General features: G+C 67.2%; 21 protein-coding genes. 13 read left to right on the top strand and 8 right to left on the bottom strand.

Annotated elements, in window-relative coordinates; all coding sequences use genetic code 11:
- The first annotated feature begins 146 nt into the window (after positions 1-146).
- Positions 147-1145 carry an NAD-dependent epimerase/dehydratase family protein gene (locus BLS61_RS22375; RefSeq protein ID WP_090435019.1) on the top strand — a complete coding sequence of 333 codons (999 nt, stop codon included), beginning with the start codon at positions 147-149 and terminating at the stop codon, positions 1143-1145.
- Here BLS61_RS22375 and BLS61_RS22380 read toward each other — a convergent pair.
- Positions 1136-1420 carry a hypothetical protein gene (locus tag BLS61_RS22380; RefSeq protein ID WP_090434963.1) on the bottom strand — a complete coding sequence of 95 codons (285 nt, stop codon included), beginning with the start codon at positions 1418-1420 and terminating at the stop codon, positions 1136-1138. The two genes, BLS61_RS22375 and BLS61_RS22380, sit on opposite strands and share 10 nt — an antisense overlap.
- A gap of 358 nt (positions 1421-1778) precedes the next feature.
- On the opposite strand from BLS61_RS22380, the gene BLS61_RS22385 reads away from it, so the two are divergent.
- A complete protein-coding gene (locus BLS61_RS22385) occupies positions 1779-2621 on the top strand; it encodes a coiled-coil domain-containing protein (protein WP_090434966.1) in 843 nt (280 codons plus the stop codon).
- Positions 2622-2754: 133 nt separating this feature from the next.
- Here BLS61_RS22385 and BLS61_RS22390 read toward each other — a convergent pair whose 3' ends face one another.
- The gene (locus BLS61_RS22390; protein ID WP_090434968.1) at positions 2755-3804 is read right to left on the bottom strand and encodes an alkene reductase; all 1050 of its coding nucleotides are present in this window, start codon (positions 3802-3804) and stop codon (positions 2755-2757) included.
- Positions 3805-3830: 26 nt separating this feature from the next.
- Positions 3831-4157, bottom strand: a complete 327-nt coding sequence (locus tag BLS61_RS22395) for an ArsR/SmtB family transcription factor (protein ID WP_090434972.1) — start codon at positions 4155-4157, stop codon at positions 3831-3833.
- A gap of 102 nt (positions 4158-4259) precedes the next feature.
- Between BLS61_RS22395 and BLS61_RS22400 the strand changes: the two genes are divergently transcribed.
- A complete protein-coding gene (locus BLS61_RS22400) occupies positions 4260-4841 on the top strand; it encodes an acyl carrier protein phosphodiesterase (protein ID WP_090434974.1) in 582 nt (193 codons plus the stop codon).
- Between the two features lie 296 nt (positions 4842-5137).
- Here BLS61_RS22400 and BLS61_RS22405 read toward each other — a convergent pair whose 3' ends face one another.
- Positions 5138-7855, bottom strand: a complete 2718-nt coding sequence (locus tag BLS61_RS22405) for a cation-transporting P-type ATPase (RefSeq protein WP_090434977.1) — start codon at positions 7853-7855, stop codon at positions 5138-5140.
- Positions 7856-8030: 175 nt separating this feature from the next.
- Between BLS61_RS22405 and BLS61_RS22410 the strand changes: the two genes are divergently transcribed.
- Positions 8031-8879 (top strand): universal stress protein, encoded by an 849-nt coding sequence (locus BLS61_RS22410; RefSeq protein ID WP_090434980.1) that lies wholly within the window; start codon positions 8031-8033, stop codon positions 8877-8879.
- A 79-nt stretch (positions 8880-8958) separates the two neighbouring features.
- Here the strand turns inward: BLS61_RS22410 and BLS61_RS22415 are convergent, their stop codons facing one another.
- On the bottom strand, positions 8959-9741 hold the full coding sequence (locus BLS61_RS22415) for a lysophospholipid acyltransferase family protein (RefSeq protein WP_090434982.1): 783 nt from the start codon (positions 9739-9741) through the stop codon (positions 8959-8961).
- A 68-nt stretch (positions 9742-9809) separates the two neighbouring features.
- Positions 9810-10541 carry an L-ornithine N(alpha)-acyltransferase gene (gene olsB, locus BLS61_RS22420; protein WP_090434985.1) on the bottom strand — a complete coding sequence of 244 codons (732 nt, stop codon included), beginning with the start codon at positions 10539-10541 and terminating at the stop codon, positions 9810-9812.
- 146 nt (positions 10542-10687) lie between these two features.
- On the opposite strand from olsB, the gene BLS61_RS22425 reads away from it, so the two are divergent.
- The 9 genes from BLS61_RS22425 (at position 10688) to BLS61_RS22465 (ending at position 22107) form a co-directional block, all read left to right on the top strand.
- Entirely contained in the window at positions 10688-11578 is an 891-nt protein-coding gene (locus BLS61_RS22425) for an acyl-CoA dehydrogenase family protein (RefSeq protein WP_090434989.1), read from the top strand.
- A 66-nt stretch (positions 11579-11644) separates the two neighbouring features.
- Entirely contained in the window at positions 11645-12430 is a 786-nt protein-coding gene (locus BLS61_RS22430) for an oxygen-binding di-iron domain-containing protein (protein ID WP_090434992.1), read from the top strand.
- A 166-nt stretch (positions 12431-12596) separates the two neighbouring features.
- Positions 12597-13715 (top strand): serine hydrolase domain-containing protein, encoded by a 1119-nt coding sequence (locus BLS61_RS22435; protein ID WP_090434995.1) that lies wholly within the window; start codon positions 12597-12599, stop codon positions 13713-13715.
- Positions 13712-14032: an amidase gene (locus BLS61_RS22440; RefSeq protein ID WP_090434999.1), complete on the top strand. Its 321-nt coding sequence runs from the start codon at positions 13712-13714 to the stop codon at positions 14030-14032. Before BLS61_RS22435 ends, BLS61_RS22440 begins: the two co-directional genes overlap by 4 nt.
- A gap of 127 nt (positions 14033-14159) precedes the next feature.
- Entirely contained in the window at positions 14160-14732 is a 573-nt protein-coding gene (locus BLS61_RS22445) for a YceI family protein (protein ID WP_090435002.1), read from the top strand.
- 2 nt (positions 14733-14734) lie between these two features.
- A complete protein-coding gene (locus BLS61_RS22450) occupies positions 14735-15889 on the top strand; it encodes a phospholipase D-like domain-containing protein (RefSeq protein ID WP_244157995.1) in 1155 nt (384 codons plus the stop codon).
- A 249-nt stretch (positions 15890-16138) separates the two neighbouring features.
- Positions 16139-17935 (top strand): DUF1302 domain-containing protein, encoded by a 1797-nt coding sequence (locus BLS61_RS22455; RefSeq protein WP_090435006.1) that lies wholly within the window; start codon positions 16139-16141, stop codon positions 17933-17935.
- A gap of 27 nt (positions 17936-17962) precedes the next feature.
- Positions 17963-19330 (top strand): DUF1329 domain-containing protein, encoded by a 1368-nt coding sequence (locus BLS61_RS22460; protein WP_244157996.1) that lies wholly within the window; start codon positions 17963-17965, stop codon positions 19328-19330.
- Between the two features lie 170 nt (positions 19331-19500).
- Positions 19501-22107 (top strand): LuxR C-terminal-related transcriptional regulator, encoded by a 2607-nt coding sequence (locus BLS61_RS22465; protein ID WP_090435012.1) that lies wholly within the window; start codon positions 19501-19503, stop codon positions 22105-22107.
- 205 nt (positions 22108-22312) lie between these two features.
- Here the strand turns inward: BLS61_RS22465 and BLS61_RS22470 are convergent, their stop codons facing one another.
- The gene (locus BLS61_RS22470; RefSeq protein WP_090435015.1) at positions 22313-23656 is read right to left on the bottom strand and encodes a short-chain fatty acid transporter; all 1344 of its coding nucleotides are present in this window, start codon (positions 23654-23656) and stop codon (positions 22313-22315) included.
- 192 nt (positions 23657-23848) lie between these two features.
- A partial coding sequence (locus tag BLS61_RS22475) for an acetyl-CoA C-acyltransferase (protein ID WP_139205583.1) occupies positions 23849-24548 on the bottom strand: 700 nt, incomplete at its 5' end.

The following is a 24548-nucleotide window of genomic DNA, read 5'->3' on the forward strand; positions in this document are numbered from 1 at the left end:
GGGCTGGTGCGCACGGCGCACCCTACGTGTCGATACGTGTGTTAGGCCTGCCGGGTCGTCGTTCTGGCCGCCGCCGACAGCGCAGGGTGGATCGAGCACTGCTAGAGTGCGGCCATTACAAGAATCGATGTTTGAGAGGGATGGCGATGAAAATTCTGGTCACCGGCGCGAGTGGCTTCATCGGTGGGCGTTTCGCCCGTTTCGCGCTCGAGCAGGGGCTGGCGGTGCGGGTCAACGGTCGGCGTGCCGAGGGCGTGCAGCATCTGATCAAACGCGGCGCCGAGTTCGTTCAGGGCGACCTTGGCGATGCCGAGCTGACCCGGGCGCTGTGTCAGGATGTCGAGGCCGTGGTGCATTGCGCCGGCGCGGTCGGCGTGTGGGGCGACTATGCGCATTTCCACCAGGCCAACGTGACGGTCACCGAGAACGTCGTCGATGCCTGCCTCAAGCAGAAGGTGCGGCGCCTCGTGCATCTGTCCTCGCCATCGATCTACTTCGATGGCAAATCCCATGTCGATATTCGTGAGGAGCAGGTGCCCAAGCGCTTCTCCGATCACTACGGCAAGACCAAGTACCTGGCCGAGCAGCAGGTGTTCGCCGCGCAGGAGTTCGGCCTGGAGGTACTCGCCCTGCGCCCGCGTTTCGTCACCGGTGCCGGCGACACCAGCATCTTCCCGCGGCTGATCGCCATGCAGCGCAAGGGCCGCCTGGCGATCATCGGCAACGGCCTGAACAAGGTCGACTTCACCAGCGTGCACAACCTCAACGATGCTCTGTTCAGCGCGTTACTGGCCGCCGGCCCGGCGCTGGGGCAGGTGTACAACATCAGCAACGGCGCTCCGGTGCCGCTGTGGGATGTGGTCAATTACGTGCTGCGTCGTCTGCAGTTGCCGCCGGTGACGCGGCATGTGCCGTTCCCGCTGGCCTATGCCGCGGCGACGCTCAACGAAGGCGTGTGCCGCCTGTTGCCCGGGCGACCCGAACCCAGCCTGTTTCGCCTGGGAGTGGCGGTGATGGCCAGGGATTTTTCCCTGAACATCGACCGCGCCCGCGAATACCTCGGCTATGAACCCAGGGCCAGTCTGTGGGATGCGCTGGACGAGTTCTGCACCTGGTGGCAGGCGCAGATGGGGCATCAGGCGTAGATGCGCTGACCGCGATAGATGCGTACCGAGCCGGTTGCGCTGACGACCGGCAGCTCCACGTCAGCCAATGGCGTGGCGGCGCGCTGGGGGTGATCGGAAAGTTCGGCCAGACGCTGGCCCAGGCGGCGGGTTTCTTCATCGGCGGACTTCAGGCTGCCCTCGAGCATGGCGCCGACGGCATCGGGCTGGCTCAGGCGAATGTCTACGGCCTGTTCTTCGCGCAGGCGGCGCCGCAGCGCCTTCATGCAGTCCAGTACTTCTTTGTTCAGTTCCATCGCGACTTCCCCCGGTTGGTTGAAGGGTCACGGGCTTTGGCATTCCTCTCCCGCCGTGACCTGGCCAGCCGCTTCCCATCGGCCGTCACACGCATCTCCTGCCTGGTGCTGTGCAGAACTTTCAGGCCGCCTGCTGGCTTGTGAGCGACACGCTATCGCTGCGTTCACGACAGGATGAAAAGCAAAGTGCGTACCAGTTCAACTTTTGCGGAACTGCTGGGCCGGTGGCGAGTCGATGGCCCTGTCGCGCCCTTCGTCGGTGCGCCGCGCACCTGCTTGGCGCGACGCTGATGCCATGGTGGCGAATCGGTATACTGCGCGGCATTTCCGTTTCTTCGTTTCAACCATAGGTCCGACCATGCGCAATGACGCCAACGACGAGCTCGACAACCTGCCAAGCCTGACCCCGGAGCGCCGCGAATATGTCGCCGAGCCACGCGAGGAACCGGCGCCGCGCAGCAGCCGCGCCGGCAAGGCACCGGTGGCTAAAGGTGCCAGCACCGGGCCGTTGTGGGCCCTGGTCGGGGCGCTGAGCTTTGCCCTGGCCGGCCTGGGCTGGTGGAGCCTGCAACAGATCGGGCTGATGGAGCAGCGCCTGGTGGCGACCCAGGAAAGCTTCGCGCGCATCAGCGAGGAGGCCGCCGGACGTATTCAGGATATTTCCGGCAAGGTGGTGGCGACCGAATCCAGCGTCACCAGCGGCAGCGAAGCGCTCAAGCTGCAGGTCAAGCAGTTGGAAAATCGCCTGGCCGAGCTGAGCCAGCAGCAACAGCAGAGTGCCACGGCGCAGGCGGCGCTGGACAAGCGCATCGAGCAGCTGGGCACCGAGCTCAAGAGTGGCCTGGGCGCCAGCGCCGATTTCGACAAGCGTCTGCAGGCGCTTTCCACCGAGCAGGCGGCGCTGAAGGCTGCGCAGGGCGACGCCAAGACGACCCAGGCTGAGCTGGCCAAGCTCGATGGCCGCATCAAGGCGCTCGGTGGCGATATCGATGCGCTGAAGAAGCAGGGCAACCCGGCCCAGGCCATCCGCAACCTGGAGCAGGACCTGCTGGTGCTGCGCAGCGAGCTGGACAACCGCCCGGCCGCCAGCGCAGGCCCCAGCACCGCCGAGTTCGATGCGTTCCGCGCGCAGATGACGCGCAACATCAACACCCTGCAAAGCCAGGTGGTGAATCTGCAGCAGCAGATCAACCAGCGCTGAGGTACCAAGGTCAAAAGCACAAGACCCGCAATGCGGGTCTTGTGCGTTAGGGCCTGGGCGTAGGGTGCGCCGCGCGCACCAACGGTCGCAACGAGCAGTCTCGGTGCGCGCAACGCACCCCAGGTAAGACGCGTTACAGGCGCGGATAGTCGATATAGCCGACCGGGCCGGAACCGTAGAAGGTTTCCGGATGCGGCTCGTTCAGCGCTGCGTCCTGCTGCAGGCGCTCCGGCAGGTCCGGGTTGGCGATGAAGGGGATGCCGAAGGCCACCGCATCGGCCTTGCCTTCGGCCAGCCAGGCGTTGGCCTGCTCCTTGGTGAAGCGCTCGTTGGCGATGAACACACCGCCGAACTCCTTCTTCAGTTGCGGCGTCAGGCTGTCGTCACCCTCCTTCTCGCGGGCGCAGATGAAGGCGATGCCGCGCTTGCCCAGCTCGCGGGCGACGTAGCCGAAGGTTTCGGCGCGGTTGGCGTCGCCCATGTCGTGCGCATCGGCGCGCGGTGCCAGGTGCACACCGACGCGGCCGGCGCCCCATACGGAGATGGCGGCATCAGTCACTTCCAGCAGCAGGCGAGCACGGTTTTCGACGCTGCCGCCGTAGCGGTCGGTGCGCTGGTTGGTGCTGCTCTGCAGGAACTGGTCGAGCAGATAGCCGTTGGCGCCGTGGATTTCCACGCCGTCGAAACCGGCGGCCTTGGCGTTCTCGGCGCCTTGACGGTAGGCCTCGACGATATCGGCGATTTCCTCGGTTTCCAGCGCGCGCGGGGTGACGAATTCCTTGATCGGACGCACCAGGCTGACGTGGCCGGCCGGCTGGATCGCGCTCGGTGCAACCGGCAGTTCACCGTTCAGGTAGATGGGGTCGGAGATGCGGCCGACATGCCACAGTTGCAGAACGATCTTGCCGCCGTTGGCGTGTACCGCCTGGGTGACGTTGTGCCAGCCGCGGACCTGCTCGTCGGACCAGATGCCGGGAGTGTTCGGGTAACCCACGCCCATCGGCGTGACCGCGGTGGCTTCGCTGATGATCAGGCCGGCCGAGGCGCGCTGCACGTAGTACTCGGCCATCAGGGCGTTGGGCACGCGACCTTCATCGGCGCGGCAGCGGGTCAGCGGCGCCATGATGATGCGGTTGTTCAGTTGCAGGTCGCCGATCTGGATGGGGTCGAACAGTGTGGGCATGGGATATCTCCGAAGGAATGGTCGAATCAGAGTTGCTGGCTTAGGCGCTCGACGAAGGCCTGGATCAGCTCGTCGTTGCGTTTGAAGAAGTGCCATTGGCCGACCTTGCGGCTGGTCACCAGACCGGCGCGTTGCAGGGTGGTCAGATGGGCGGAAACGGTGGATTGCGAAAGCCCGGTACGCAGGAAGATCTTGCCGGCGCACACGCCGATCTCCAGCGGGTGATCCTGTTCGGCGAAGTGGCGCTCGGGCTCCTTCAGCCAGTCGAGGATGTCGCGGCGTACCGGGTGGGCGAGGGTCCTGATGATGGCGTCGAGGTCGACATCCAGGGCTTGATCGTTGCGTATCGTCATGTGGCGAACCTTATATCGTCTCTGAGCGATATACCGATCGTTTGTTCCGATAGTCTCCATCAACGGCTTCGATTGTCCCGCCTGCGGGGTTAAGCTCGTGTGATGAACTACCTGGCCCATCTGCATCTCGGCGGCGACGCGCCGGCACAGCTGCTCGGCAGCCTCTATGGCGATTTCGTCAAAGGCCCTCTCGACGGGCGTTGGCCGGCGCCCATCGAGGCGGCCATCCGCCTGCATCGACGCATCGACGCCTTCACCGACAGCCATCCGTTGCAGGCACGCGCACGGGCGCGCTTTCCCGTCGAACGGCGGCGCATGGCCGGCATGTTGCTGGACCTGTTCTTCGACCATTGCCTGGCGCGTGATTGGCCGCTCTATGCGGCGCAGCCGCTGGAGCATTTCACCGGTCGTGTGTATCGCGTACTGGCGGCCGAAGCGGAGCTGCCCGGACGCCTGGCGCTGATGGCGCCGCGCATGGCCGCACAGGACTGGCTGGGCAGCTACCGCGAGTTCGCGGTGCTGGAGCAGGTGATCGCCGGCATGCAGCGGCGCCTGTCCAGACCGCAGTTGCTCGACGGCAGCCTGAGCGAACTGGAGCGGCTGTACGAACCGCTGAGCGAGGACTTCCGCGCCTTCTATCCGCAGCTGATGGCCTTTGCCGAGGCCGAGTTGGGCGCATCGTAATAGCGGCGGTAGCGGCGGTGCGCACGGCGCACCCTACCTGTCTGCTCGGCATGTTCCGTAGGGTGCGCCGTGCGCACCGGGATGTCGCCACTGCCACGGTCGCCGCTGAAGCGCCTCCCACGGGTTTGGCGTTCTTCTGCGGTGGGTGAGGTGCAAGCCCCTCTAACCGCATCGCAATAGTGGCGGTGCGCGTGGCGCACCCTATGTGTCTTGCTCGGCATGCTCCGTAGGGTGCGCCGTGCGCACCAGGTATTTCGCCGCCGCGACAACTATTGCAAAGCCCCTCTCGCAGCGGCTCATACCGCCTGCGGATGCAGGCGATAGCGCCGCACCACCCACTTCTCCAGCTCTGCCAGGCAAAACAGCGCCAGCCCCGCCAACAACACGCGCAGCCACTGCTCCGGGCTCATGTCCACCGAGCCGAACAGCTGCTGCAGTGGCGGCGCGTAGGTGAACAGCGCCTGTAGCACCAGGCACAGGGCAATGGTCACCAGCACCGCACGATTGCCCAGCAGCGCCTCGCCGCTGAGCACCGAGCCGAACAGGCTGCGGCAGTTGAGCAGGTAGAAGATCTCGCACATCACCACGGCGTTGACCGCCACGGTCCGCGCACTGCCCAGGTCGCTGCCGAGTTGCAGTTCCCAGAGGAACAGGGCGATGCCGGCGCCGGCGATCAGCACCGAGACCATCGCGATGCGCCAGACAAAGAAGGCCGACAGCAGGGGCTCGCTCGGCGCCCGCGGTGCGCGGTTCATCAGTCCGCGCTCGCTGGGCTCGAAGGCCAGCGCCAGGCCCAGGGTGCTGGAGGTGACCATGTTGATCCACAGCACCTGGGCCGGGGTCAACGGCAGCAGCACCTGGAACAGGATGGCGAAGATCACGATCAATGCCTGGCCGCCGTTGGTGGGCAGCGCGAAAAGAATGAATTTCTTCAGGTTGTCGTAGATCGCCCGACCTTCGCGTACGGCGCCGGCGATGGTGGCGAAATTATCATCGGCCAGCACCACTTCGGCCGCTTCCTTGGCCGCCTCGGTGCCCTTCAGGCCCATGGCCACACCGACGTCGGCGCGTTTCAACGCGGGCGCATCGTTGACCCCGTCGCCGGTCATCGCCACCACCTCGCCGCTGTCCTGCATGGCCTGCACTAGGCGCAGCTTATGCTCGGGACTGGCGCGGGCGAATACCTCGACGCCGGGCAGCACCTCGCGCAGGCGGCGCTCGTCGAGCAGCTCCAGCTCGGCACCGGTCAGCGCCGGCAGGCCTACGCCGATGCCCAGTTGTGCGCCGATGGCGCGGGCGGTTTCGGCGTGATCGCCGGTGATCATCTTCACGCGGATGCCGGCGCGCTGGCATTCGGCGACGGCGGCGATGGCCTCCTCGCGCGGCGGGTCGATGATGCCGACCAGGGCCAGCAGGGTCAGCCCAGCTTCCACGTCGGCAAAATTCAGCGTGCGCTGTTCTGCCGCCGCTGGTTTGCTGGCCAGGGCCAGCAGGCGCAGGCCACGGGCAGCCAGGTCGGTGGCCTGGCGCCGCCAGTAATCGGCGTCCAAAGGCGCACTGCCGCCGCCTGCGCTGCGCTGGCTGACGCACATCTCCAGCACGCGTTCGGGGGCGCCCTTGAGGTAGATCAGGCCATGGCCGGCGTGGTCATGGTGCAGGGTCGCCATGAAACGATGCTCGGACTCGAACGGAATCGCATCGCTGCGCGGCAGCTGCGCCTGCAGGGCTTGGATATCGAGACCACTCTTCAGTGCCAGGGTGAGGAGGGCGCCTTCGGTCGGATCACCATGCAGCAGCCAGTGGCCGGCCTCGTCCTGTTGCAGGCGGGCGTCGTTGCACAGCTGCGCGGCGCGGGCGATCTCCAGCAGTTCGGCATCAGGTTCGCGCAGCTGGCCATTGTCGTGGAAGGCGCCTTCCGGGGCGTAGCCAACGCCCGAGACATCGAGGATGCGGCTGGCGCTGACCACGCGTTGCACGGTCATCTCGTTGCGGGTCAGGGTACCGGTCTTGTCCGAGCAGATCACCGTCACCGAGCCGAGGGTCTCCACCGCGGGCAAGCGCCGGACGATGGCGCTATGCCCGGCCATGCGCTGCACGCCGAGGGCGAGGATCACCGTCATGATCGCCGGCAGCCCTTCGGGGATGGCCGCTGCGGTCAGGGCCACCACCATCATGAACATGTCGCCGGGGTTCTGGCCGTTCCACAGAATGCCGAGGATGAAGGTGGCGAAGGCCAGGATCAGGATGATCACCGCCAGCCAGCGACTGAACTGCTCGATCTGCCGCAGCAGCGGCGTGGACAGGGCCTGCACCTGCTGCAGCATGGCGCCGATGCGCCCCAGTTCGGTGGCGGCGCCGGTGGCCACCACCACGCCGGTGGCCTGGCCGCTGCTGACCAGGGTGCCGGAATAGGCCATGCAGCGGCGGTCGCCCAGCACTGCGTCGAGGTTGCAGTGGGCTGTGGATTTTTCCACCGGCACCGATTCGCCGGTCAGCGCCGCTTCTTCCACCAGTAGGTTCTTCACGTCGAGCAGACGCAGATCGGCCGGCACCTTGTCGCCGGATACCAGCAGCACGATGTCGCCGGGCACCAGGCGTTCGGCATCGATCTCGTGGCGCTCGCCACCGCGCAGCACCATGGCATGGGGCGAGAGCAGGTTGCGGATGGCATCGAGTGCATTTTCCGCCTTGCCCTCCTGAATGAAGCCGATGATCACGTTGATCAGCACGGCGGCGAGGATCACCGAGGTGTCGATCCAATGGCCGAGCAGGGCGGTGATCAGGGCAGCCACCAGCATCAGGTAGAGCAGCACGTTGTGGAACTGATACAGCAGACGCAGCAGCGGCCCACGGCGTTGCGGCGGCGGCAGGCGATTGGCGCCGTGATGCTGCAGGCGCCGTTCGGCTTCGTCCCGATCCAGGCCTCTGGCGCTGCTGTGCTGCGCGTGTAGCGCTTGCTGTGCAGTCAAAGCGTGCCAGGCGTGGTCACTATGTTCAGAGGGGGCATTGCCCATGGGCGCGTCTCCTTCGGTGGGCCGGGCTGCGCTTGCAGGTCGCCATGCGGCGGTGCAAGCGGCAGTCCTGACCACCCTAGTCCGCTTTAGCGCGCCGGACCTGACCTGCATCAAGGAGTGCGGTGGCGGCAGGCGCTTGAATGTAACGCGGTGTTAAAGGCATGGAGGAAACGAGATGATCAAGATTCTGGTAGCGACCGACCTGTCCGAGCGTTCGGCGCACGCGGTGCAGCGCGCCGTGCAACTGATCCGTCGCCAGGGCGGCGGCGAGTGGAGCCTGCTGCATGTGATCGATGACGATGCGCCGGCCGCGCACGTGCAGCGCCAGGTGCAGCAGGCCGAGAGCCTGTTGCAGTCGCAGGCCGAGCGCCTCGGGGAGCAGGCCGGCAGCGTGCCGCGGGTGATCGTGGCCACCGGCGAGGCGGCCACGCTGATCGTCGAAGGGGCTCGGGGCATGGGTGCCGACCTGCTGGTGGTGGGCGCGCATCGCAAGTCGGCGCTGCGCGATTTCTTCGTCGGCACCACGCTCGAACGCGTCGTGCGCAGCAGCCATCTGCCGGTGCTGCGGGTCAATGGCCCGGTCACCCATGAGTACCGGCAGGCACTGGTGGCGATGGATCTGTCGCGCACCTCGCAACAGGCCCTCAAGCGCGCGCGTGATCTGGGCCTGACGAGCCTGGACAAGCTGTCTGTCGCCAGCGCGGTCGAACCGGTGGCGGCGGGTGTGGTGATGGAGGCGGGCATCAGCGCCGAGGTGCTGGAGAATCAGCGCGAGCTGCTGCGTCAGCAACTGGTCGAACGCCTGGATGCACTCGGCGCGACGCTGAGCCACGAGCGCCTGCTGGTGCAGGTCGGATCGCCCGAAGGGGTGGTCGGCGAGGCCCTGAGTCAATCGGGGGCCGACCTGCTGGTGCTTGGCACCCATGCCCGCGAAGGCGTCTCGCGCTTCTTCCTCGGCAGTGTGGCCAGCCGCCTGCTGGGCACGCTCGACTGCGATGCGTTGATCGTGCCGCCGGCCGGCTGAGCGGCTACGCCCTATAGTCTGGATGAAATGCGGGGAGCCCTTGCAGAAGCCCCGGATTGCATCCGGGCTACGCGGTGGATCAGGCGGCTTCGGCTTCGGTCGGCAGCATGACCGGCGTGTCCAGTTGCAGGGCGCAGGCTATTGCGGCCTGGCTGTGCCGAGCCAGTTCATTACGGCTGCGTGATTCGCTGGCAATCGGCTCGAGCAGGCGGATCTCCACCTCGCAGGCCGAGCTGGACAGCAGGCGCAGCAGGTGCGAGAGCATGTCGTCGTCGCCCACGAAAGGCGCCACCGGGCAGGGCTGACCATCGCGCAGATAACGAATCGCTACCGGCTGCACGGCCACGCCGCTGTCGATGGCGCTCGCCAGCAAACGGCCGTGGAAGGTGCGCAGGGCCAGGCCATCGGTGGTGGTGCCTTCCGGGAAGATCAGCAGGTTGCGCCCCTGCTGCAGGTGACGGGTGAGCTGCTGGCCGACCTGGCTGCTGTCGCCTGAGCCGCGCCGAATGAACAGCGTACCGGCCTTGTGCGCCAGCCAGCCGGCCACCGGCCAGGCGCGCACCTCGGCCTTGGACAGAAAGGACAGCGGCTGCAGGGCGCCAAGCAGCGGGATGTCGGTCCAGGACACGTGATTGGCGACCCACAGCATCGGCTGCGTCGGCAGCTCGCCTTCGACGCGCACGCGAAACGGCAGGGCGCCGCCCAGGCGCGCCAGGAACCAGCGCGTCAGGCGCTGGCGCAGGGGCATCAGATCATGCCGCACCACGCGTTCACAGAGGCTGACGATGCCGGCCAGCAGGGTACCGAAGGCGATTACCAGGGCCAGGTGCAGCAGGCGCAGGGCCAGGCGCAGTCGGGTCATGCAGGACTCCAGATGAAAAAAGCCGGCCTCTGTCTACAGGGCCGGCGCGGGGGATGCAAGTGCCGCTGTCAGACTGCGGCCTTGAAGTGCCGGGCGTAACGCGGGCACAGCTCGTCGCGCTTGAGCAGGATGAACACGTCGGCCACCTGGAAATCCTTGTCCCAGCAGGGTTCGCCGCAGATCTTCGCGCCCAGGCGCATGTAGGCCTTGAGCAGCGGCGGCATTTCGGCGATGACGTTGCCCGGTACGTCCAGCGGCGGCAGCGGGTGCCTGGGTTCGGCGCGCAGGTGCTCGGTGCACAGGTAGCGTTCGCGCAGGCGCTGCATGATGGCTTGGGCCTGGATGCCGCCGTCCTGCATGGAAATGCTGGCGCAGCCCATCAGGTAGCGGTAGCCGCCCTCGTTGAGGACCTCGGCCAGTTCGCCCCAGAGCACGGCGATGGTGGCGCCGTTGCGGTAGGCGGCATCGACGCAGGTGCGGCCGATCTCCAGCACCGGGCCTTCGAGACCGGCCAGACCGTGCAGGGCGAATTCCTCTTCGCTGTAGTAGCGACCGAGACCGGCGGCAGCCTGGTGGTCGAGCAGGCGAGTGGTGGCCACCAGTTGGCCGCTTTCCAGGTCGCGCACGCCGATATGGCGGCAGTGAATGTCGTAGTCGTCCATGTCCAGACCCAGTTCGGCACCATTGAGCTTGGCGTCGAATTCCGCGCTGAATACGCGGTAGCGCAAGGCCTGAGCTTCACGCAGGGCGGCGGGGCCTTGCAGGCGTTCGGCCTGCAGACGGCGAGCGTTTTGAGTCATGCCAGATCCTCCGTGTGCCGGCTGAATGCTTGCAGCCGGTCGATCTTGTTGGGCAAGCTCAGGCTAGGTTCGCGCGGTGTCACCACCGTGACGTTTTTTTGATGCTTATATGACGGCGCTTCGGGCGCTGCCCGAGGAGGACTGCGATGCCCTGGTCGAGCCTGTTTCAGCCCATCGAGCGCCTGACTGCCGAAGCGGGTCTGGAGGACTGGTATGCACGCCTGCTGGCGCGCCTGGGCGGCACCCCGCAACCCTTCGAACTGGCGCTGGTAGGTGGCCTGCAGGCGGCCACGCCGGGGCTGGCCTTTCTCGCCGGCTACCAGGCGGCGCTGCGCATGCTGTGGCCGGCGGCGCCCTGGACGGCCGGCGCGCTGTGTGTGACGGAAAATCGCAGCACCCGCCCGGCCGACATGAGCACGCGCATCCATGGCCTGTACATCAGTGGCCGCAAGGATTTCGTCACCGCCGCCGAATGCGCCGACTGGCTGCTGGTAGCGGCGCGCGAGGAGCAGGCCGACGAGGCGCCGCGCCTGGCCCTGGGCGTGGTGCGCCAGGGCGCGCCGGGCGTGCGCATCGAGCCGCTGCCGGCACTGCCGTTGATGCCGGATATCGGTCACGCCCGCCTGCACCTGGAGCAGGCGCAGAGCGAGCGCCTGGCCGGTGACGGCTGGGACGACTACGTCAAACCCTTCCGCACCCTGGAGGACGTGCACGTGCTCGCTGCGGTCTGTGCCTGGCAGTTCGGCGTGGGCCGCGAATGCGCCTGGCCGGACGCTCTGCTGTTGCGCCTAGAGGCGCTATTGGCCGCTTGCGCGGAAGTGGCGCGGCAGGCGCCGAATGCGCCGACCACGCACCTGCTGCTGGCCGGCCTGTTCGCTCAGCAGCAGGCACTGAGCGGCGAGCTGCAGGCGGCCTTCGCTGCCGGCCCGGCGCACTGGGCCGAGCTGTGGCAACGCGACCAGGGCCTGCTGCGCATCGCCGAGGCGGCGCGCACCAAGCGCCTGGAAAAAGCGCGGCAGATTGTCGCCGCGCGTTGACCCATATCAGTACCGGCTGACCCGCCTGCGCATAAGGTGACCTCGCGATTTATCTACGAGGTTTCCATGCGCCGCGAGCCCATCGTGCTGTTCGATAACGGCAGCCACCAATGCCTGATGTTCGATGACCTGGTCAGCGGCGATGGCGTGCAGTCCAACCAGTTCCTGATCACCGACAACGAGCAGTACCTGCTGCTCGATCCGGGTGGCGACCTGACCTATACGCCGCTGTCGCTGGAGCTGTCCAAGCACATCCCGGTGCAGGACCTGACCTACATCTTCGCCTCGCACCAGGACCCGGACATCATCGCCTCGCTGGACAAGTGGCTGCTGCACACCCGCGCGCGGGTGATCTGCTCCAAGCTGTGGGCGCGCTTTCTGCCGCACCTGACGGCCAACTACCTGGCGCTGAGCCGCGGCATCAATACCTATGACCGCATCATCGCGGTGCCCGACCGCGGCCAGAGCATCCCGCTGGGCAAGTGCATGCTCAAGGCGGTGCCGGCGCACTTCCTGCATTCGGTGGGCAACTTCCAGGTCTACGACCCGGTGAGCAAGATCCTCTTCTCCGGCGACATGGGCGCCTCGATGGTCGATGACGCCTCGCCGGTGCGCGACTTCGTCAACCACGTGCCGAACATGGAGGGCTTCCATCGCCGCTACATGGCCGGCAACAAGGCCTGTCGCCTGTGGGCGGCGATGGTGCGCGAGATGGACGTGGCGATGATCGTGCCGCAGCACGGCCGGCCCTTCGTTGGTGCCGAGATGATCAGCGCCTTCCTCTACTGGATCGAGAACCTCGAGTGCGGTCTCGACCTGATGGGCCCCGACGATTACCGCCTGCCGAACTAGGGCTGCGCGCATACCGGCGCAGCATCGCCCTACGTGGCGCCGCAACCACCGCTAGGGCGCGCCGTGCGCACCATTGAACGAGGGCGCGGCGCTCCCATTTTCTGACGCTTCAAGCCGTCATCCACTCCATGCTAGGGTGCGCCTCGATTTCCCCTCGAGGTCGCCCATGAGCATCCTTTCCCTTCGCCGTATGAGCCTGCTGCTCGGCCTCAGCCTGCTGGCCGGCTTTTCCCGTGCCGAGAACTGGCCGCAACCCGATTGGCAGAGCCAGCCTGCGCCAACGTCCGCCACCGTCGCTGACCTGGAGGCCTATGCCTTTGCGCCGCGCGACGAGGTGCAGCGCAGCGGTGTGCGCAGCGATGCGCTGCTGGTGGTGCGTGACGGCCAGATCGTCTACGAGCGCTACGCGGCACCGACCACGGCGCAAACCGCGCACCTGACCTGGTCGATGGCCAAGAGCCTGCTCGCCACCACCCTGGGTGTGGCCTACGGCGAGGGGCGCTTCAAGCTCGATGCGCCGGTGGCCAAGTACTATCCGGCAATGGCCGAGCACCCGCAGATCAAGATCGGCCACCTGCTCAATTGGGCCTCGGGCCTGGCCTGGGAGGAAGACTACGAATACGCACCGCTGAAATCCTCGGTGGTGGCCATGCTCTATACCCGCGGCCGCGGCGACATGGCGGCCTTCACCGCCGCGCACGCAGCCGATGCCGCACCCGGCGCGCGCTTTCGTTACTCCAGCGGCGACAGCAACGTACTGGCCGCGGCCCTGCGCGGCATGGTCGGCGAGCAGGCCTACGCCGACTATCCCTGGACGGCGCTGTTCGAGCCGCTGGGCATCCACAGCGCGGTGTGGGAGCGCGACGGCGCCGGTACCTTCGTCGGCTCTTCCTACGCCTACCTGAGCGCTCGCGATCTGGCCCGCGTGGGCCTGCTGATGCAGCGTGGCGGGCGCTGGGGCGAGCGCCAGCTGCTGTCCGAGGCCTGGGTGGCGTTCGTCAGCACCCCCTTTGCCGGCTACCAGCCGCAACTGGCCAAGCCGGGCGATGCCGTGCCGGGCGGGCATTGGTGGCTCAACGCCGAATTGCCGGGCACTACGCGCCCCTGGCCGGACGCGCCGGCCTCGACCATTGCCGCGCTGGGGCACTGGGGCCAGGGCCTGTACGTGCTGCCCGAGGACAAGCTGGTGGTGGTGCGCTATGCCGATGACCGCGACGCCAGCTTCAACCACAACGAGTTGCTCAAGCGCGTGCGTGCGGCCTTCGCCGCGGAGGTACAGCCATGATCCGTCGCCATCCGATTCTCAGCGTGCTGGCGCTGCTGTTGCTCCTGCTGCTGGCCTGGGCCTGGCCCAATCGCGCCCATCTGGTTGCCTTCCCCGACATCATCGGCGCCTACACGGCCAAGGAGTACTGCTCCTGCCGTTACGTCAGCGGCAATCCCGCGGCCTATTGCGAAGGCTATGTGAAGCAGTACGTGCCGATCAGCAGCCTGCTCGATGACGAAGGCGCCAAACGTGTCACCGCCAGCGGGCTGGGCCGCACGCACAGCGCGGTCTGGCTGGGCGAGCGCCAGGGCTGCCAGCTGTTGCCGAGCAAGTAGGGCGGGTGGAACCCGCCACCTCGGAAGCGGCGGGTTGCACCGCCCTACGGTGCGGTGCGCGCCGGGCTTTGCAACGCGGGCCATGGCGACTATCGTTGCCGCCTGGTCACACCGTTTTCGAGTTCTCATGCACCGTTCGTTTCTCGCCCTGCTGCTGGCTGCCGCCTTGCCCGTTCACGCCGACTGGTACCTGGACAACGAGTCCTCGCGCTTGTCGTTCATCTCCACTCACTCCGGCAGCCAGTCGGAGGTGCATCGCTTTCTCACCCTGCACGGACAGATCGCCGCCGACGGCCGCGCCCGCCTGCGGGTGGATCTGGACTCGCTGAGCACCGGTATCCCGCTGCGCGACGAGCGCCTGCGCAGCATGCTGTTCGACACCGCGCGCCTGCCCGAGGCGCGCATCAGTGCCAGGGTCGACCTGCCGCAACTCACCGACCTGGCGCCCGGCGCGCAGCTGGAACTGCGCCTGCCGCTGCAGCTGACGCTCAACGAACACAGCCGCGAGCTGCACAGCGAGCTGCTGGTCACCCGTCTCGACGAGCGCCGCTTTCAGGTGGTGACCTTGGCGCCGCTGGTGCTGCAGGCCGAAGACTTCGCCCTGGCCAGCGGCATCGAGGCGCTGCGCAAGGTTGCCGAGCTGCCGGCGATCAGCCTGTCGGTACCGGTGGGCGCCGTGCTGATCTTCACGGCGCGCTGAGCGTGCACGCGCGCGGTCGCATCTTTCCCTGGCGGGGTGGCAATCGCTTCGAGTTGCTGCTGGACGGCCCGGCGTTCTTCCCGCGCATGCTGGCGGCCGTCGAGCAGGCCCGGCAGCAGGTGGAAATCGAGCTGTACCTGATCGAGGATGGCCGCTGCAGCGAGCGCCTGGTCGAGGCCCTGTGCCGGGCGGCCGAGCGTGGCGTGGCGGTGCGCGGCCTGTTCGATGCCTACGGCGCGGCGGGCCTGGGCGGCGCGCTGCGCGAGCGCATGCAGGCCGCGGGCGTGCAGCTGCGCTGGTACAACCCGGTGCGCTGGCGGCGCGGCCTGCGCAACTTTCACCGTGATCACCGCAAGCTGCTGCTGGTGGACCAGCGCGTCGCCTATGTCGGTGGCACCGGCTCCACAGACGAGTTCTGGCTGCCGGACGAAGCCCTCAGCCCCTGGCACGAAGCCATGGTGAAGATCGAGGGGCCGCTGGTGGGCGACTGGCAGCAGCTGTTCGAACAGTTGTGGCACTCCCGATTTTCCTGGCGGCCGAGCCATCAGCCGGTCCCGCTGAACCTGCCGGAATGCCCGCCGGCAGGGCGCGGCCTGGGACGAGTGGCCTACGCCGATGCCGCGCAGCATCGCGACATCCTGCTCTCGCTGCTGCGCGCGCTGCGTGGCGCCAAGCAGCGCGTGTGGCTGGCCACGCCATACTTCCTGCCGACCTGGAAAATCCGCCGTGCCCTGCGCCGTGCTGCCGGTCGCGGTGTCGAGGTGCGCCTGCTGCTGGCCGGACGCAACACCGACCATCCGCCGGTGCGCTTCGCCGGGCAGCGCTACTACCCCAGGTTGCTCAAGGCCGGCGTGCGCATCTTCGAGTACCAACCGCGCTTCCTGCACCTGAAGATGGTGCTGGTGGACGACTGGGTCAGCGTCGGCTCGTGCAACTTCGACCACTGGAACCTGCGCTTCAACCTCGATGCCAATGTCGAGGCGCTCGACCCCGACTTCGCCCAGGCGGTGTCGGCCAGCTTCATCGAGGACTTCGGCAACAGCCGCGAAATCACCCTCGACGCCTGGCGCCAGCGCCCCTGGTGGCGCCGCGCGCAGCAGCGCCTGTGGGGCTGGCTGGACCGGCTGGCGGTGAACCTGCTCGATCGCTGGCGCTGAAACCCGCACGCGCCGGAGAAAGTTCCCCATCCCTCTGATACCCCGTCATTCAGCACGCTGAGTGTCGCGGCCTGCTGCCCGCGCTATGGCGCCATTCATCCTTTCGGGCTACAGGCGAAATCCCTCCTTGGTGCGCTTATCCGGCCATCGGTCGCTGCGTAGGGTGCAGTTGGCCTGCTGCCTTGTTCCGCGTGGCGCGCGAACGCGGCAGACAGGCTCGACAGCTGCACCCCCACTCAGGAGACCCGTATGACAAGAACAACAGGGCCCGGACTATTCCAGCCGCATACCTTGGCCTTGGCCATCGCCCTTGGCATCAGCGCTCCGGCGCATGCCGTGAACTTCAACATCGGCGAGATCGAGGGCCAGTTCGACAGCTCGCTGTCGATCGGTGCCAGCTGGTCGATGCGCAGTCCGGATCGCGATCTGATCGGCCCCAACAATGGCGGCCAGGGCCAGGCGCAGACCGGCGACGATGGGCGCTTGAATTTCAAGAAGGGCGAGACCTTCTCGAAGATCTTCAAGGGCATCCACGATCTCGAGCTGAAGTACGGCGACACAGGCGCCTTCGTGCGCGGCAAGTACTGGTACGACTTCGAGCTCAAGGACGAGAGCCGCCTGTTCAAGGACATCAGCGATCACAACCGCAAGGAGGGCGCGAAGTCCTCGGGGGCGGAAATCCTCGATGCCTTCCTCTACCACAACTACGCCCTCGGCGATCTGCCGGGTACGGTGCGGGTCGGCAAGCAGGTGGTGAGCTGGGGCGAGAGCACCTTCATCGGCAACAGCATCAACGCCATCAACCCCATCGACGTCGCCGCCTTCCGCCGCCCCGGTGCGGAGATCAAGGAAGGCCTGATTCCGGTGAACATGCTCTACCTGTCGCAGAGCCTCACCGACCGCCTGAGCATGGAGGCTTTCTACCAGCTGGAGTGGGACCAGACCATTCTCGACAACTGCGGCACCTTTTTCTCCACCGCCGACGTGGCCGCCGACGGCTGCGACAGCGGCTACCACATCGGCTCGCCGGCCATCGCGCCGCTGCAGCCGGTTGCCGCCGCGTTCGGCCAGGGCTTTCGCGTCGACAGCGAAGGGGTGATCCTGCCGCGCGCCGGCGACCGCGATGCACGCGACAGCGGCCAGTGGGGCCTGGCCCTGCGCTGGCTGGGGGACGAGACCGAGTACGGCGCCTACTTCATCAACTACCACAGCCGCACGCCCATCGTCAGCACGCAGAACGCCGGCCTGGCGACCGTGAATGCGCTGCCTGGAATCATCGGCACCGCCAACGGCATCGTGCCGGGCAGCGGCGCCGGCCTGGCGCAGAGCGTGATGCTCGGCAACGGTCGCTACTACCTGGAATACCCCGAGGACATCCGTCTCTACGGCCTGAGCTTCTCCACCACGCTGCCCACCGGCACGGCCTGGGCCGGCGAGATCAGCTACCGGCCGAACCTGCCGCTGCAGATCAACACCACCGACATGACCCTGAGCCTGCTCAACCCGATCACCAATGGAACCGCTGCTCCAGTGGTGGCCGGACCGGGCCAGGACAACGTCGGCTACCGGCGCAAGGAAGTCACCCAGGTGCAGACCACCTTCACCCACTTCTTCGATCAGGTGATGGGCGCCGGACGCTTCACCCTGGTGGGCGAAATCGGCATGGCCCATGTCGGTGGACTGGAGAGCCGTGAAGACCTGCGCTACGGCCGCGATTCGCTATTCGGTGCCTACGGCTTCCGTGGCGACACCCACGGCTTCGTCACCAGCACTTCCTGGGGCTACCGGGTGCGCGGCATCTGGGAATACAGCAACGTGTTCGCCGGAGTGAACCTGCGGCCGAACGTCTCCTGGTCGCATGACGTCGACGGCTACGGCCCCAACGGCCTGTTCAACGAGGGTGTCAAGGCGGTGAGCTTCGGGGTCGATGCCGACTACCGCAATACCTACACCGCCAGCCTGTCGTACACCGACTTCTTCGGCGGCAAGTACAACACCGCGGTCGACCGCGACTTCCTGGCGCTCAGCTTCGGCGTGAGCTTCTAGGCCATCAGGATCAGTTGAGGAATGCAGATGAATACAACCCTGAAGATGCTCGGCGCACTGTCCCTGAGCCTGCTGGCCGGCGGCGCGCTGGCCGCGGTCAGCGAGCAGGAGGCGGCCAAGCTCGGCACCAGTCTGACCCCGTTGGGCGGCGAGATGGCTGGCAATGCGGCCGGCACCATCCCCGCCTGGACCGGCGGCCTGGCCACCAATGCCGGGCAGGTCGATGCCCGTGGTTTTCTCAGCGACCCCTTCGCCAGCGAGCAGCCGCTGTTCACCATCACCGCGCAGAACCTGGAGCAGTACCGCGACCAACTGTCGGCCGGGCAGCTGGCAATGTTCGCCCGCTACCCGGAAAGCTATCGCATGCCGGTCTATCCGACCCATCGCAGCACCGTGGTGCCGGATGCGATCAACGCCGCGGCCAGGACCAGTGCGGTGAAGACCGGCCTGCGCGATGGCGGTAACGGCCTCACGGGCTTCACCGACAGCCGCTACTACGCCTTCCCGATCCCGCAGAACGGCCTGGAAGTGGTGTGGAACCACATCACCCGTTACCGCGGCGGCAACCTCAGGCGCACCATCGTGCAGGCCTCGCCGCAGACCAACGGCGCCTACACCCTGGTCAACTTCGAGGACGAGGTGGCCTTCCCGGACAACATCCCGGATATCGATCCGGGCAAGGCGGAGAACGCGCTGCTGTTCTTCAAGCAGCGGGTCACCGCGCCGTCGCGCCTGGCCGGTAACGTGCTGCTGGTGCACGACTCGCTCGACCAGGTGGCCGAGCCGCGCATGGCCTGGCTGTACAACGCCGGCCAGCGCCGGGTACGACGCGCGCCGCAGGTGGCCTATGACGGCCCGGGCACGGCGTCGGACGGCCTGCGCACCTCGGACAACTTCGACATGTTCAACGGCGCGCCGGATCGCTACGACTGGAAGCTGGTGGGCAAGCGCGAGCTGTTCATCCCCTACAACAACTACCGCCTGGCCTCGCCGCAGGTGAAGTACAGCGACATCCTCAAGGCCGGGCACATCAACCAGGACCTTACCCGCTACGAGCTGCACCGCGTCTGGGAGGTGGAGGCGACGCTGAAGGCCGGCGAGCGCAACATCTACGCCAAGCGGCGCTTCTATGTCGACGAGGACTCCTGGCAGATCGCCCTGTCCGAGCACTACGACGGCCGCGGCCAGCTGTGGCGCGTCGGCGAGGCGATGCTGATGCAGCACTACGCGCAGAAGATTCCGGTCTACGCCCTGGAAGCGCTGTACGACGTCATCGCCGGTCGCTATGTCGCCGTCGGCATGGCCAACGAGGAGAAGATGTCGATCCAGTACGGCACCCAGGCCTCGGCCAAGGACTTCACCCCGGCTGCCCTGCGCAACGCTGGCGTGCGCTGATCACCAAGCAACTCGAAGCAAGCCGGTGTCGCCTCGTGCGCCGCCGGCTTTTTTCTGCGCGCCTCTCTCACGTGAATCTCGCGCCATAAGCGTCAAGGGGTGGTCGCGCGAGGTGAGCGGGGTACCATCATCGGGTGGTTCAACAATGACAAGCAGAGAGAACCGCTGCCATGCCGACCCTCGCCATCGCCCGCCCGAGTGCGGCGCAGGTGCAACCTGCCGATCTACCGCGGCTGCCGCCGTGCGTCGTTTCCCGTCCCGCCCTGCTGCAGCGTCTGCTCGCCAGCGAATCGCGCCTGCGCTTGCTGTGCGCGCCCGCCGGTACCGGCAAGAGCGTGCTGCTCGGCCAGTGTGCACGCCAGACGCCGGCCGCCGTCGAGCGGCTGTGGCTCGATCTGGCCGGGCGCAGCCTGACGCCGGCGCAGCTGTACCGGCGCCTGGCGACTGCCTTGCAACTGCCGAACGATGAGGCCAACGAGGCGGGGCTCATCGAGCGGCTGCACGAGCGTGCGGGGCGTTTGTGGATATTCATCGACGACTACCCGCGACAGGTAGACGACGAGCTCGATGCCTGCCTCGACCGGCTCTTCGCCGCGGCGCCGGCGCACGTCACCTGGTGGGTCGCCAGCCGCCGTACGCCGGCCTGGAACCTGCCGCGCCTGCTGCTGCAGGGTGATCTGCTGGAGCTCGAGGGCGAGGAGCTGGCGCTGGACGAAGCGGGGCTGAGCGAGTTGCTGGCAGCGCTGCAGGTGAATCTGGCCGATGACCTTCGCCAGGCGCTGCTGCACAGCAGCGAAGGCTGGCTGGCGGCGATCCGTCTGCTGCTGCTCGATGCCGGCGAGGATGCGCTGCGTCAGCGGCTGCAGGATGGCTGCCCGCTGCTGCGCGACTACGTGCAGCGCGAGGTGCTGGCCGATCTGGACGAGGAACTGCGCAGCGATCTGCATGCGCTGGCCCTGCTGCCACGATTTGCCCTGTCGCTCTGCGAGCACCTGCTGGAAGGCCGCGGCGCCGAGCTGCTGAGCGAGCTGCAGCGGCGCCAGCTGTTCGTGCGCAGCCTCGACAGCAGCGGAACCTGGTTCCGTCTGTGGCGACCGCTGGCCGGGGTGCTGCGGCGCCTGCCGGGTGCGCCGGCGCCGGCACCGATTCATGTACGTGCCTGCCAGTGGTTCGCGCAGCACGGCGACATTCGCGAGGCGGTCGAGCATGCCTTGCAGGCGGGGCAGGTCGAGGTCGCCGTCAACTACCTGCAGCGCTTCGACCAGGAGCAGTTGCTGCAGGGGCACTCGGTGGCGCAACTGCTGCAGTGGCGCGAGGAACTGCCGCAGTGGCTGTTCGCCAGTTCACCGCGGCTGATCGTGCTGCAGGCCTGGGCGCTGATCATCTGCGCCCGATTCGACGAAGCCAGCGCCTGCATCAAGGGGCTGGCGCATTTCATGCCGCAGCCCGATGCGCGCCGCCAGCGCAAGCTGATCGCGCACTGGCAGGCATTGACCGGAGTGCTGGCGCGCCAGTGCGGTCGTCGCGATGCCCGGCTGCACTGTCAGGAAGCGCTGCAGACGCTGGACGAGGGCAGTTGGTCGCAGCGCGTGCTCTGCTACCAGGCGCTGGCCCAGCAGCACATGGCCGAACATGCCCTGGACCAGGCCAAGCAGGCGCTGGATCAGGGCCTGCGCCTGGCGCGATTGCACGGCAGCCTGATCTTCGAGGCCCTGCTCAATACCGATCACTGCCTGCTGCTGCAGATGCGCGGCGAGGCCGGGCGTGCCGCCGAGCTGGCCGAGCAGTCGCTGGCATTGTTGCGCGAGCGCTTCAACCACAGCCCGGTGGTTGCCCGTCTGCTGCTGGTAAGGGCCAGCCTGCTGGCGCGCCAGGGCCTGGACGAGGCAGCGCAGCAGGCCTATCGCCTGGGGCTGCAGGAAGCCGAACACTGCGAGGATGCCTACATCATCTCCGGCTATCTGGGCCTGCTGGAACTGGCCGAGAGCCGTGGCGACCTCGACGAGGCGCACCAGTGGCTGCAGAAGGCCGAGCGGGTGATGCAGTGGTCGCACGTGCCGGAGGTACGTTACCGCTGCGTGCTGCAGCTACAGGCCGGGCGCCTGCTGCTACGTCAGGGGCAGACCGGGCGCGCGCGTGAACTGTTCGCCCAGACCCTGCAGCAGTTGCAGCAGCGCCAGCAGCTGGCACCTTCGGAGTTCTACGACCTGTTGCCGCGCTTGCGCCACTGCCTGGCGATCAGTGACCTGCTGCTCGGCCATCAGGCGGCGGCCGAGCACGCCTTGCGTCTGTTGCTGGATGAAAGCCAGCTCGCCGGGCACCGCAGCCTGGCCTGTGAATGCCGCTTCAGCCTGGCCGAAGCGCTGCTGGCGCAGGGCCAGATAGAGCAGGCCGACGGGCTGTTGCAGCAGGCGCTCGGCGAGGCCAGGCAGCTGCGTTTGCTGCGGCCGCTGCAGGAGTTGCAGCAGCGCCAGGCGCAGTGGCTGGAACGCCTGTTGCCGGGGGAGGTCGGGCAGAACCTGCATCAGCGCCTGTTCGAACCGGCGCCGGCGCTGGACGAGCCGGCCAGCGCCGGCACCGCGCTGCTCAGCTCGCGTGAGCTGGCGGTGCTGCAGCTGATCGCTCAGGGGCTGTCCAATCAGGAAATCGCCGACCGTCTGTTCATCTCCCTGCATACGGTCAAGACCCATGCGCGGCGAATCAACGTCAAGCTCGGCGTGCAGCGGCGCACCCAGGCGGTGGCGATGGCCAAGGCGTATGGTCTGATGGGGGATTGAGAGGGCGAGTTCTGTTTAGGTCGCTGGTGGGCTAAAGCCCACCCTACAAAGGCGGATCGCCGCCCGGCCACCCTACAGAACCGTAGGGCGGGTGCAACCCGCCGGTGTTTGTGGTGGCGGGTTTCACCCGCCCTACGATTTCTCGCTCTCTACTCGCGCTTGATGGCCTGGCCGTCAGTGGCCAGGCCTTTCTTGGCTTGTGCGGTCAGCCAAGCAGATAGAACGCGCCGCAGATCACCACGCCCGAGTACAGCAGCATGATCAGGCAGTAGCCCATGATGTCGCGCGCGCCGAGGCCGACGATGCCCAGCAGCGGCAGCGCCCAGAACGGCTGGATCATGTTGGTCCAGGCGTCGCCCCAGGCAATCGCCATGGCGGTGACGGTGGGCGATACGCCCAGAGCCTGGGCAGCCGGCAGCATGATCGGGCCCTGTACGGCCCACTGGCCGCCACCGGAGGGCACGAACACGTTGACCACACCGGCGCTGAGGAAGGCCAGCAGCGGGAAGGTGTCGGCCGACGACCAGGAAATGAAGGCCTCGGTGATCTGTCGGCCGAGGGAAATGCCATCGGCGTTGGCGCCCATCATCATGCCCATGATCCCGGCATAGAAGGGGAACAGCAGGACGATACCGCCGATGCCGCGCACGCTCTCGTCCACCGCGCGCATGTAGCGCTCCGGGGTGCCGTGCATCAGCAGGCCGCTGAACAGGAAGATGGCGATGACCACGTCCAGGCCGAGCACGAAGCCCTTGCTGGCGAAGTGGTTGAACAGGTAGATGCCGGCCATGGCCACCAGCGCCAGGCCGAGGATGCGGCTGTCGTCCAGGCGCTGCGCCGGGGTGTCACGGGCCGGCAGCTCGGCGTGCGATTCCACCAGCTTGGCCGGGTCGGCCACCTTGGCCCCCTGACGCGGATGCATGGCGCGGTTGAGCAGTGGCAGGCCGATTACCAGCAAGGCGACTATGGTCAGGTTCAGCGGGCTGAACAGGGTCTGGGTGATGCTCACAGGTTCCGTCAGCACGCCGGCGGTGATACGCGCCAGATCGGGGCCGCCGGTGGCCATGGACAACGGCACCGAACCGGCGAGGCCGCCGTGCCAGACCAGAAAGCCCGAGTAGGCCGAGGCCACCAGCAACGGGTAGTCGACGCCTGCGACCTTGCGCGCCAGGGCGCGGGCGAACACTGCGCCGATCACCAGGCCGAAGCCCCAGTTGACCCAGCAGCCCACCAACGCCACCAGGGTGACCATGATGATCGCCTGGCCCGGCGTGCGCGCGATCGCTGCCAGGCGGTCGAGCTGACGGTTGATGATCGGCGCGCTGGCCAGGGCGTGGCCGGTGACGAAGATCAGCGCCATCTGCATGGCGAAGCCGAGCAGTGTCCAGAAGCCGCCGCTCCAGTGCTGGACCATGGCCGGCAGCGACTGGCCGGTGGCAGTCATGCCGGCGATCAGCACGCCCAGGGTGAGCAGGGTGGAAAAGACGAAGGGCGAGGGCAGGTACTTCTGTACCAGGCCCACGCTCATGCGGGTGAGTGTGTTGAACATCGAAGGTGCCTCTTTCTTATGGTTGTAAGGGCTTTGACCAGGCATTCGAGGGTTGGCTTGGCCGTTGCAGCACAAATGACAAAGCCCGGCACGAGGCCGAGCGGGTGGTTGTGTCGCTCCGTAGGGCGGGTGCAACCCGCCATTGCTCATAGTGGCGGGTTTCACCCGCCCTACCTCATTGTGGGAGGCGCGTTAGCCGCGCTCGATGGCCAGCGCCACACCCTGGCCGCCGCCGATGCACAGCGTGGCCAGACCTTTCCTGGCGTCGCGGCGGATCATCTCGTGCAGCAGGGTCACCAGCACGCGGCAGCCCGAGGCGCCGATGGGATGGCCCAGGGCAATGGCGCCGCCGTTGACGTTGACCTTGTCGGCATCCCAACCCAGCTCTTGGCCGACCGACAGCGCCTGGGCGGCGAAGGCCTCGTTGGCTTCGATCAGGTCCAGATCGGCCAGGCTCCAGCCGGCCTTGTCCAGGCAGCGGCGGGTGGCCGACACCGGAGCGATACCCATGATCGCCGGGTCGACGCCGGCATTGGCGTAGCCAGCAATCTTCGCCAGCACCGGCAGGCCGAGCGATTGCGCCTTGCTCGCGCTCATCAGCAGCACGGCAGCGGCGCCGTCGTTGAGGCTGGAGGCGTTGCCCGCGGTGACGCTGCCGTCCTTCTTGAACGCCGGCTTGAGCTTGGCCAGGGATTCGGCGGTGGTGCCGGCACGCGGCTGCTCGTCACGGGCAAAGGCGACGGGGTCGCCCTTGCGCTGTGGGATCAAAACAGGCGTGATTTCGGCGTCGAAGCGCCCGGCCTCGATGGCGGCCACGGCCTTTTGCTGCGAAGCGGCGGCAAAGGCGTCCTGGGCTTCACGGCTGATGCCGTATTTCTCCACCAGGTTCTCG

Origin of the sequence: Ectopseudomonas guguanensis, from assembly GCF_900104265.1 — a bacterium.
In the GTDB taxonomy this organism is placed as follows: domain Bacteria; phylum Pseudomonadota; class Gammaproteobacteria; order Pseudomonadales; family Pseudomonadaceae; genus Aquipseudomonas; species Aquipseudomonas guguanensis.

What these genes read in the sequence shown, in the direction of transcription:
- BLS61_RS22455 (WP_090435006.1), top strand. Translation starts at nt 16,139, where the DNA reads ATGACAAGAACAACAGGGCCCGGACTATTCCAGCCGCATACCTTGGCC.
- BLS61_RS22385 (WP_090434966.1), top strand. Translation starts at nt 1,779, where the DNA reads ATGCGCAATGACGCCAACGACGAGCTCGACAACCTGCCAAGCCTGACC.
- BLS61_RS22380 (WP_090434963.1), bottom strand. Translation starts at nt 1,420, where the DNA reads ATGGAACTGAACAAAGAAGTACTGGACTGCATGAAGGCGCTGCGGCGC.
- BLS61_RS22375 (WP_090435019.1), top strand. Translation starts at nt 147, where the DNA reads ATGAAAATTCTGGTCACCGGCGCGAGTGGCTTCATCGGTGGGCGTTTC.
- BLS61_RS22435 (WP_090434995.1), top strand. Translation starts at nt 12,597, where the DNA reads ATGAGCATCCTTTCCCTTCGCCGTATGAGCCTGCTGCTCGGCCTCAGC.
- BLS61_RS22425 (WP_090434989.1), top strand. Translation starts at nt 10,688, where the DNA reads ATGCCCTGGTCGAGCCTGTTTCAGCCCATCGAGCGCCTGACTGCCGAA.
- BLS61_RS22465 (WP_090435012.1), top strand. Translation starts at nt 19,501, where the DNA reads ATGCCGACCCTCGCCATCGCCCGCCCGAGTGCGGCGCAGGTGCAACCT.
- BLS61_RS22430 (WP_090434992.1), top strand. Translation starts at nt 11,645, where the DNA reads ATGCGCCGCGAGCCCATCGTGCTGTTCGATAACGGCAGCCACCAATGC.
- olsB (WP_090434985.1), bottom strand. Translation starts at nt 10,541, where the DNA reads ATGACTCAAAACGCTCGCCGTCTGCAGGCCGAACGCCTGCAAGGCCCC.
- BLS61_RS22400 (WP_090434974.1), top strand. Translation starts at nt 4,260, where the DNA reads ATGAACTACCTGGCCCATCTGCATCTCGGCGGCGACGCGCCGGCACAG.
- BLS61_RS22470 (WP_090435015.1), bottom strand. Translation starts at nt 23,656, where the DNA reads ATGTTCAACACACTCACCCGCATGAGCGTGGGCCTGGTACAGAAGTAC.
- BLS61_RS22395 (WP_090434972.1), bottom strand. Translation starts at nt 4,157, where the DNA reads ATGACGATACGCAACGATCAAGCCCTGGATGTCGACCTCGACGCCATC.
- BLS61_RS22440 (WP_090434999.1), top strand. Translation starts at nt 13,712, where the DNA reads ATGATCCGTCGCCATCCGATTCTCAGCGTGCTGGCGCTGCTGTTGCTC.
- BLS61_RS22445 (WP_090435002.1), top strand. Translation starts at nt 14,160, where the DNA reads ATGCACCGTTCGTTTCTCGCCCTGCTGCTGGCTGCCGCCTTGCCCGTT.
- BLS61_RS22460 (WP_244157996.1), top strand. Translation starts at nt 17,963, where the DNA reads ATGAATACAACCCTGAAGATGCTCGGCGCACTGTCCCTGAGCCTGCTG.
- BLS61_RS22390 (WP_090434968.1), bottom strand. Translation starts at nt 3,804, where the DNA reads ATGCCCACACTGTTCGACCCCATCCAGATCGGCGACCTGCAACTGAAC.
- BLS61_RS22405 (WP_090434977.1), bottom strand. Translation starts at nt 7,855, where the DNA reads ATGGGCAATGCCCCCTCTGAACATAGTGACCACGCCTGGCACGCTTTG.
- BLS61_RS22415 (WP_090434982.1), bottom strand. Translation starts at nt 9,741, where the DNA reads ATGACCCGACTGCGCCTGGCCCTGCGCCTGCTGCACCTGGCCCTGGTA.
- BLS61_RS22410 (WP_090434980.1), top strand. Translation starts at nt 8,031, where the DNA reads ATGATCAAGATTCTGGTAGCGACCGACCTGTCCGAGCGTTCGGCGCAC.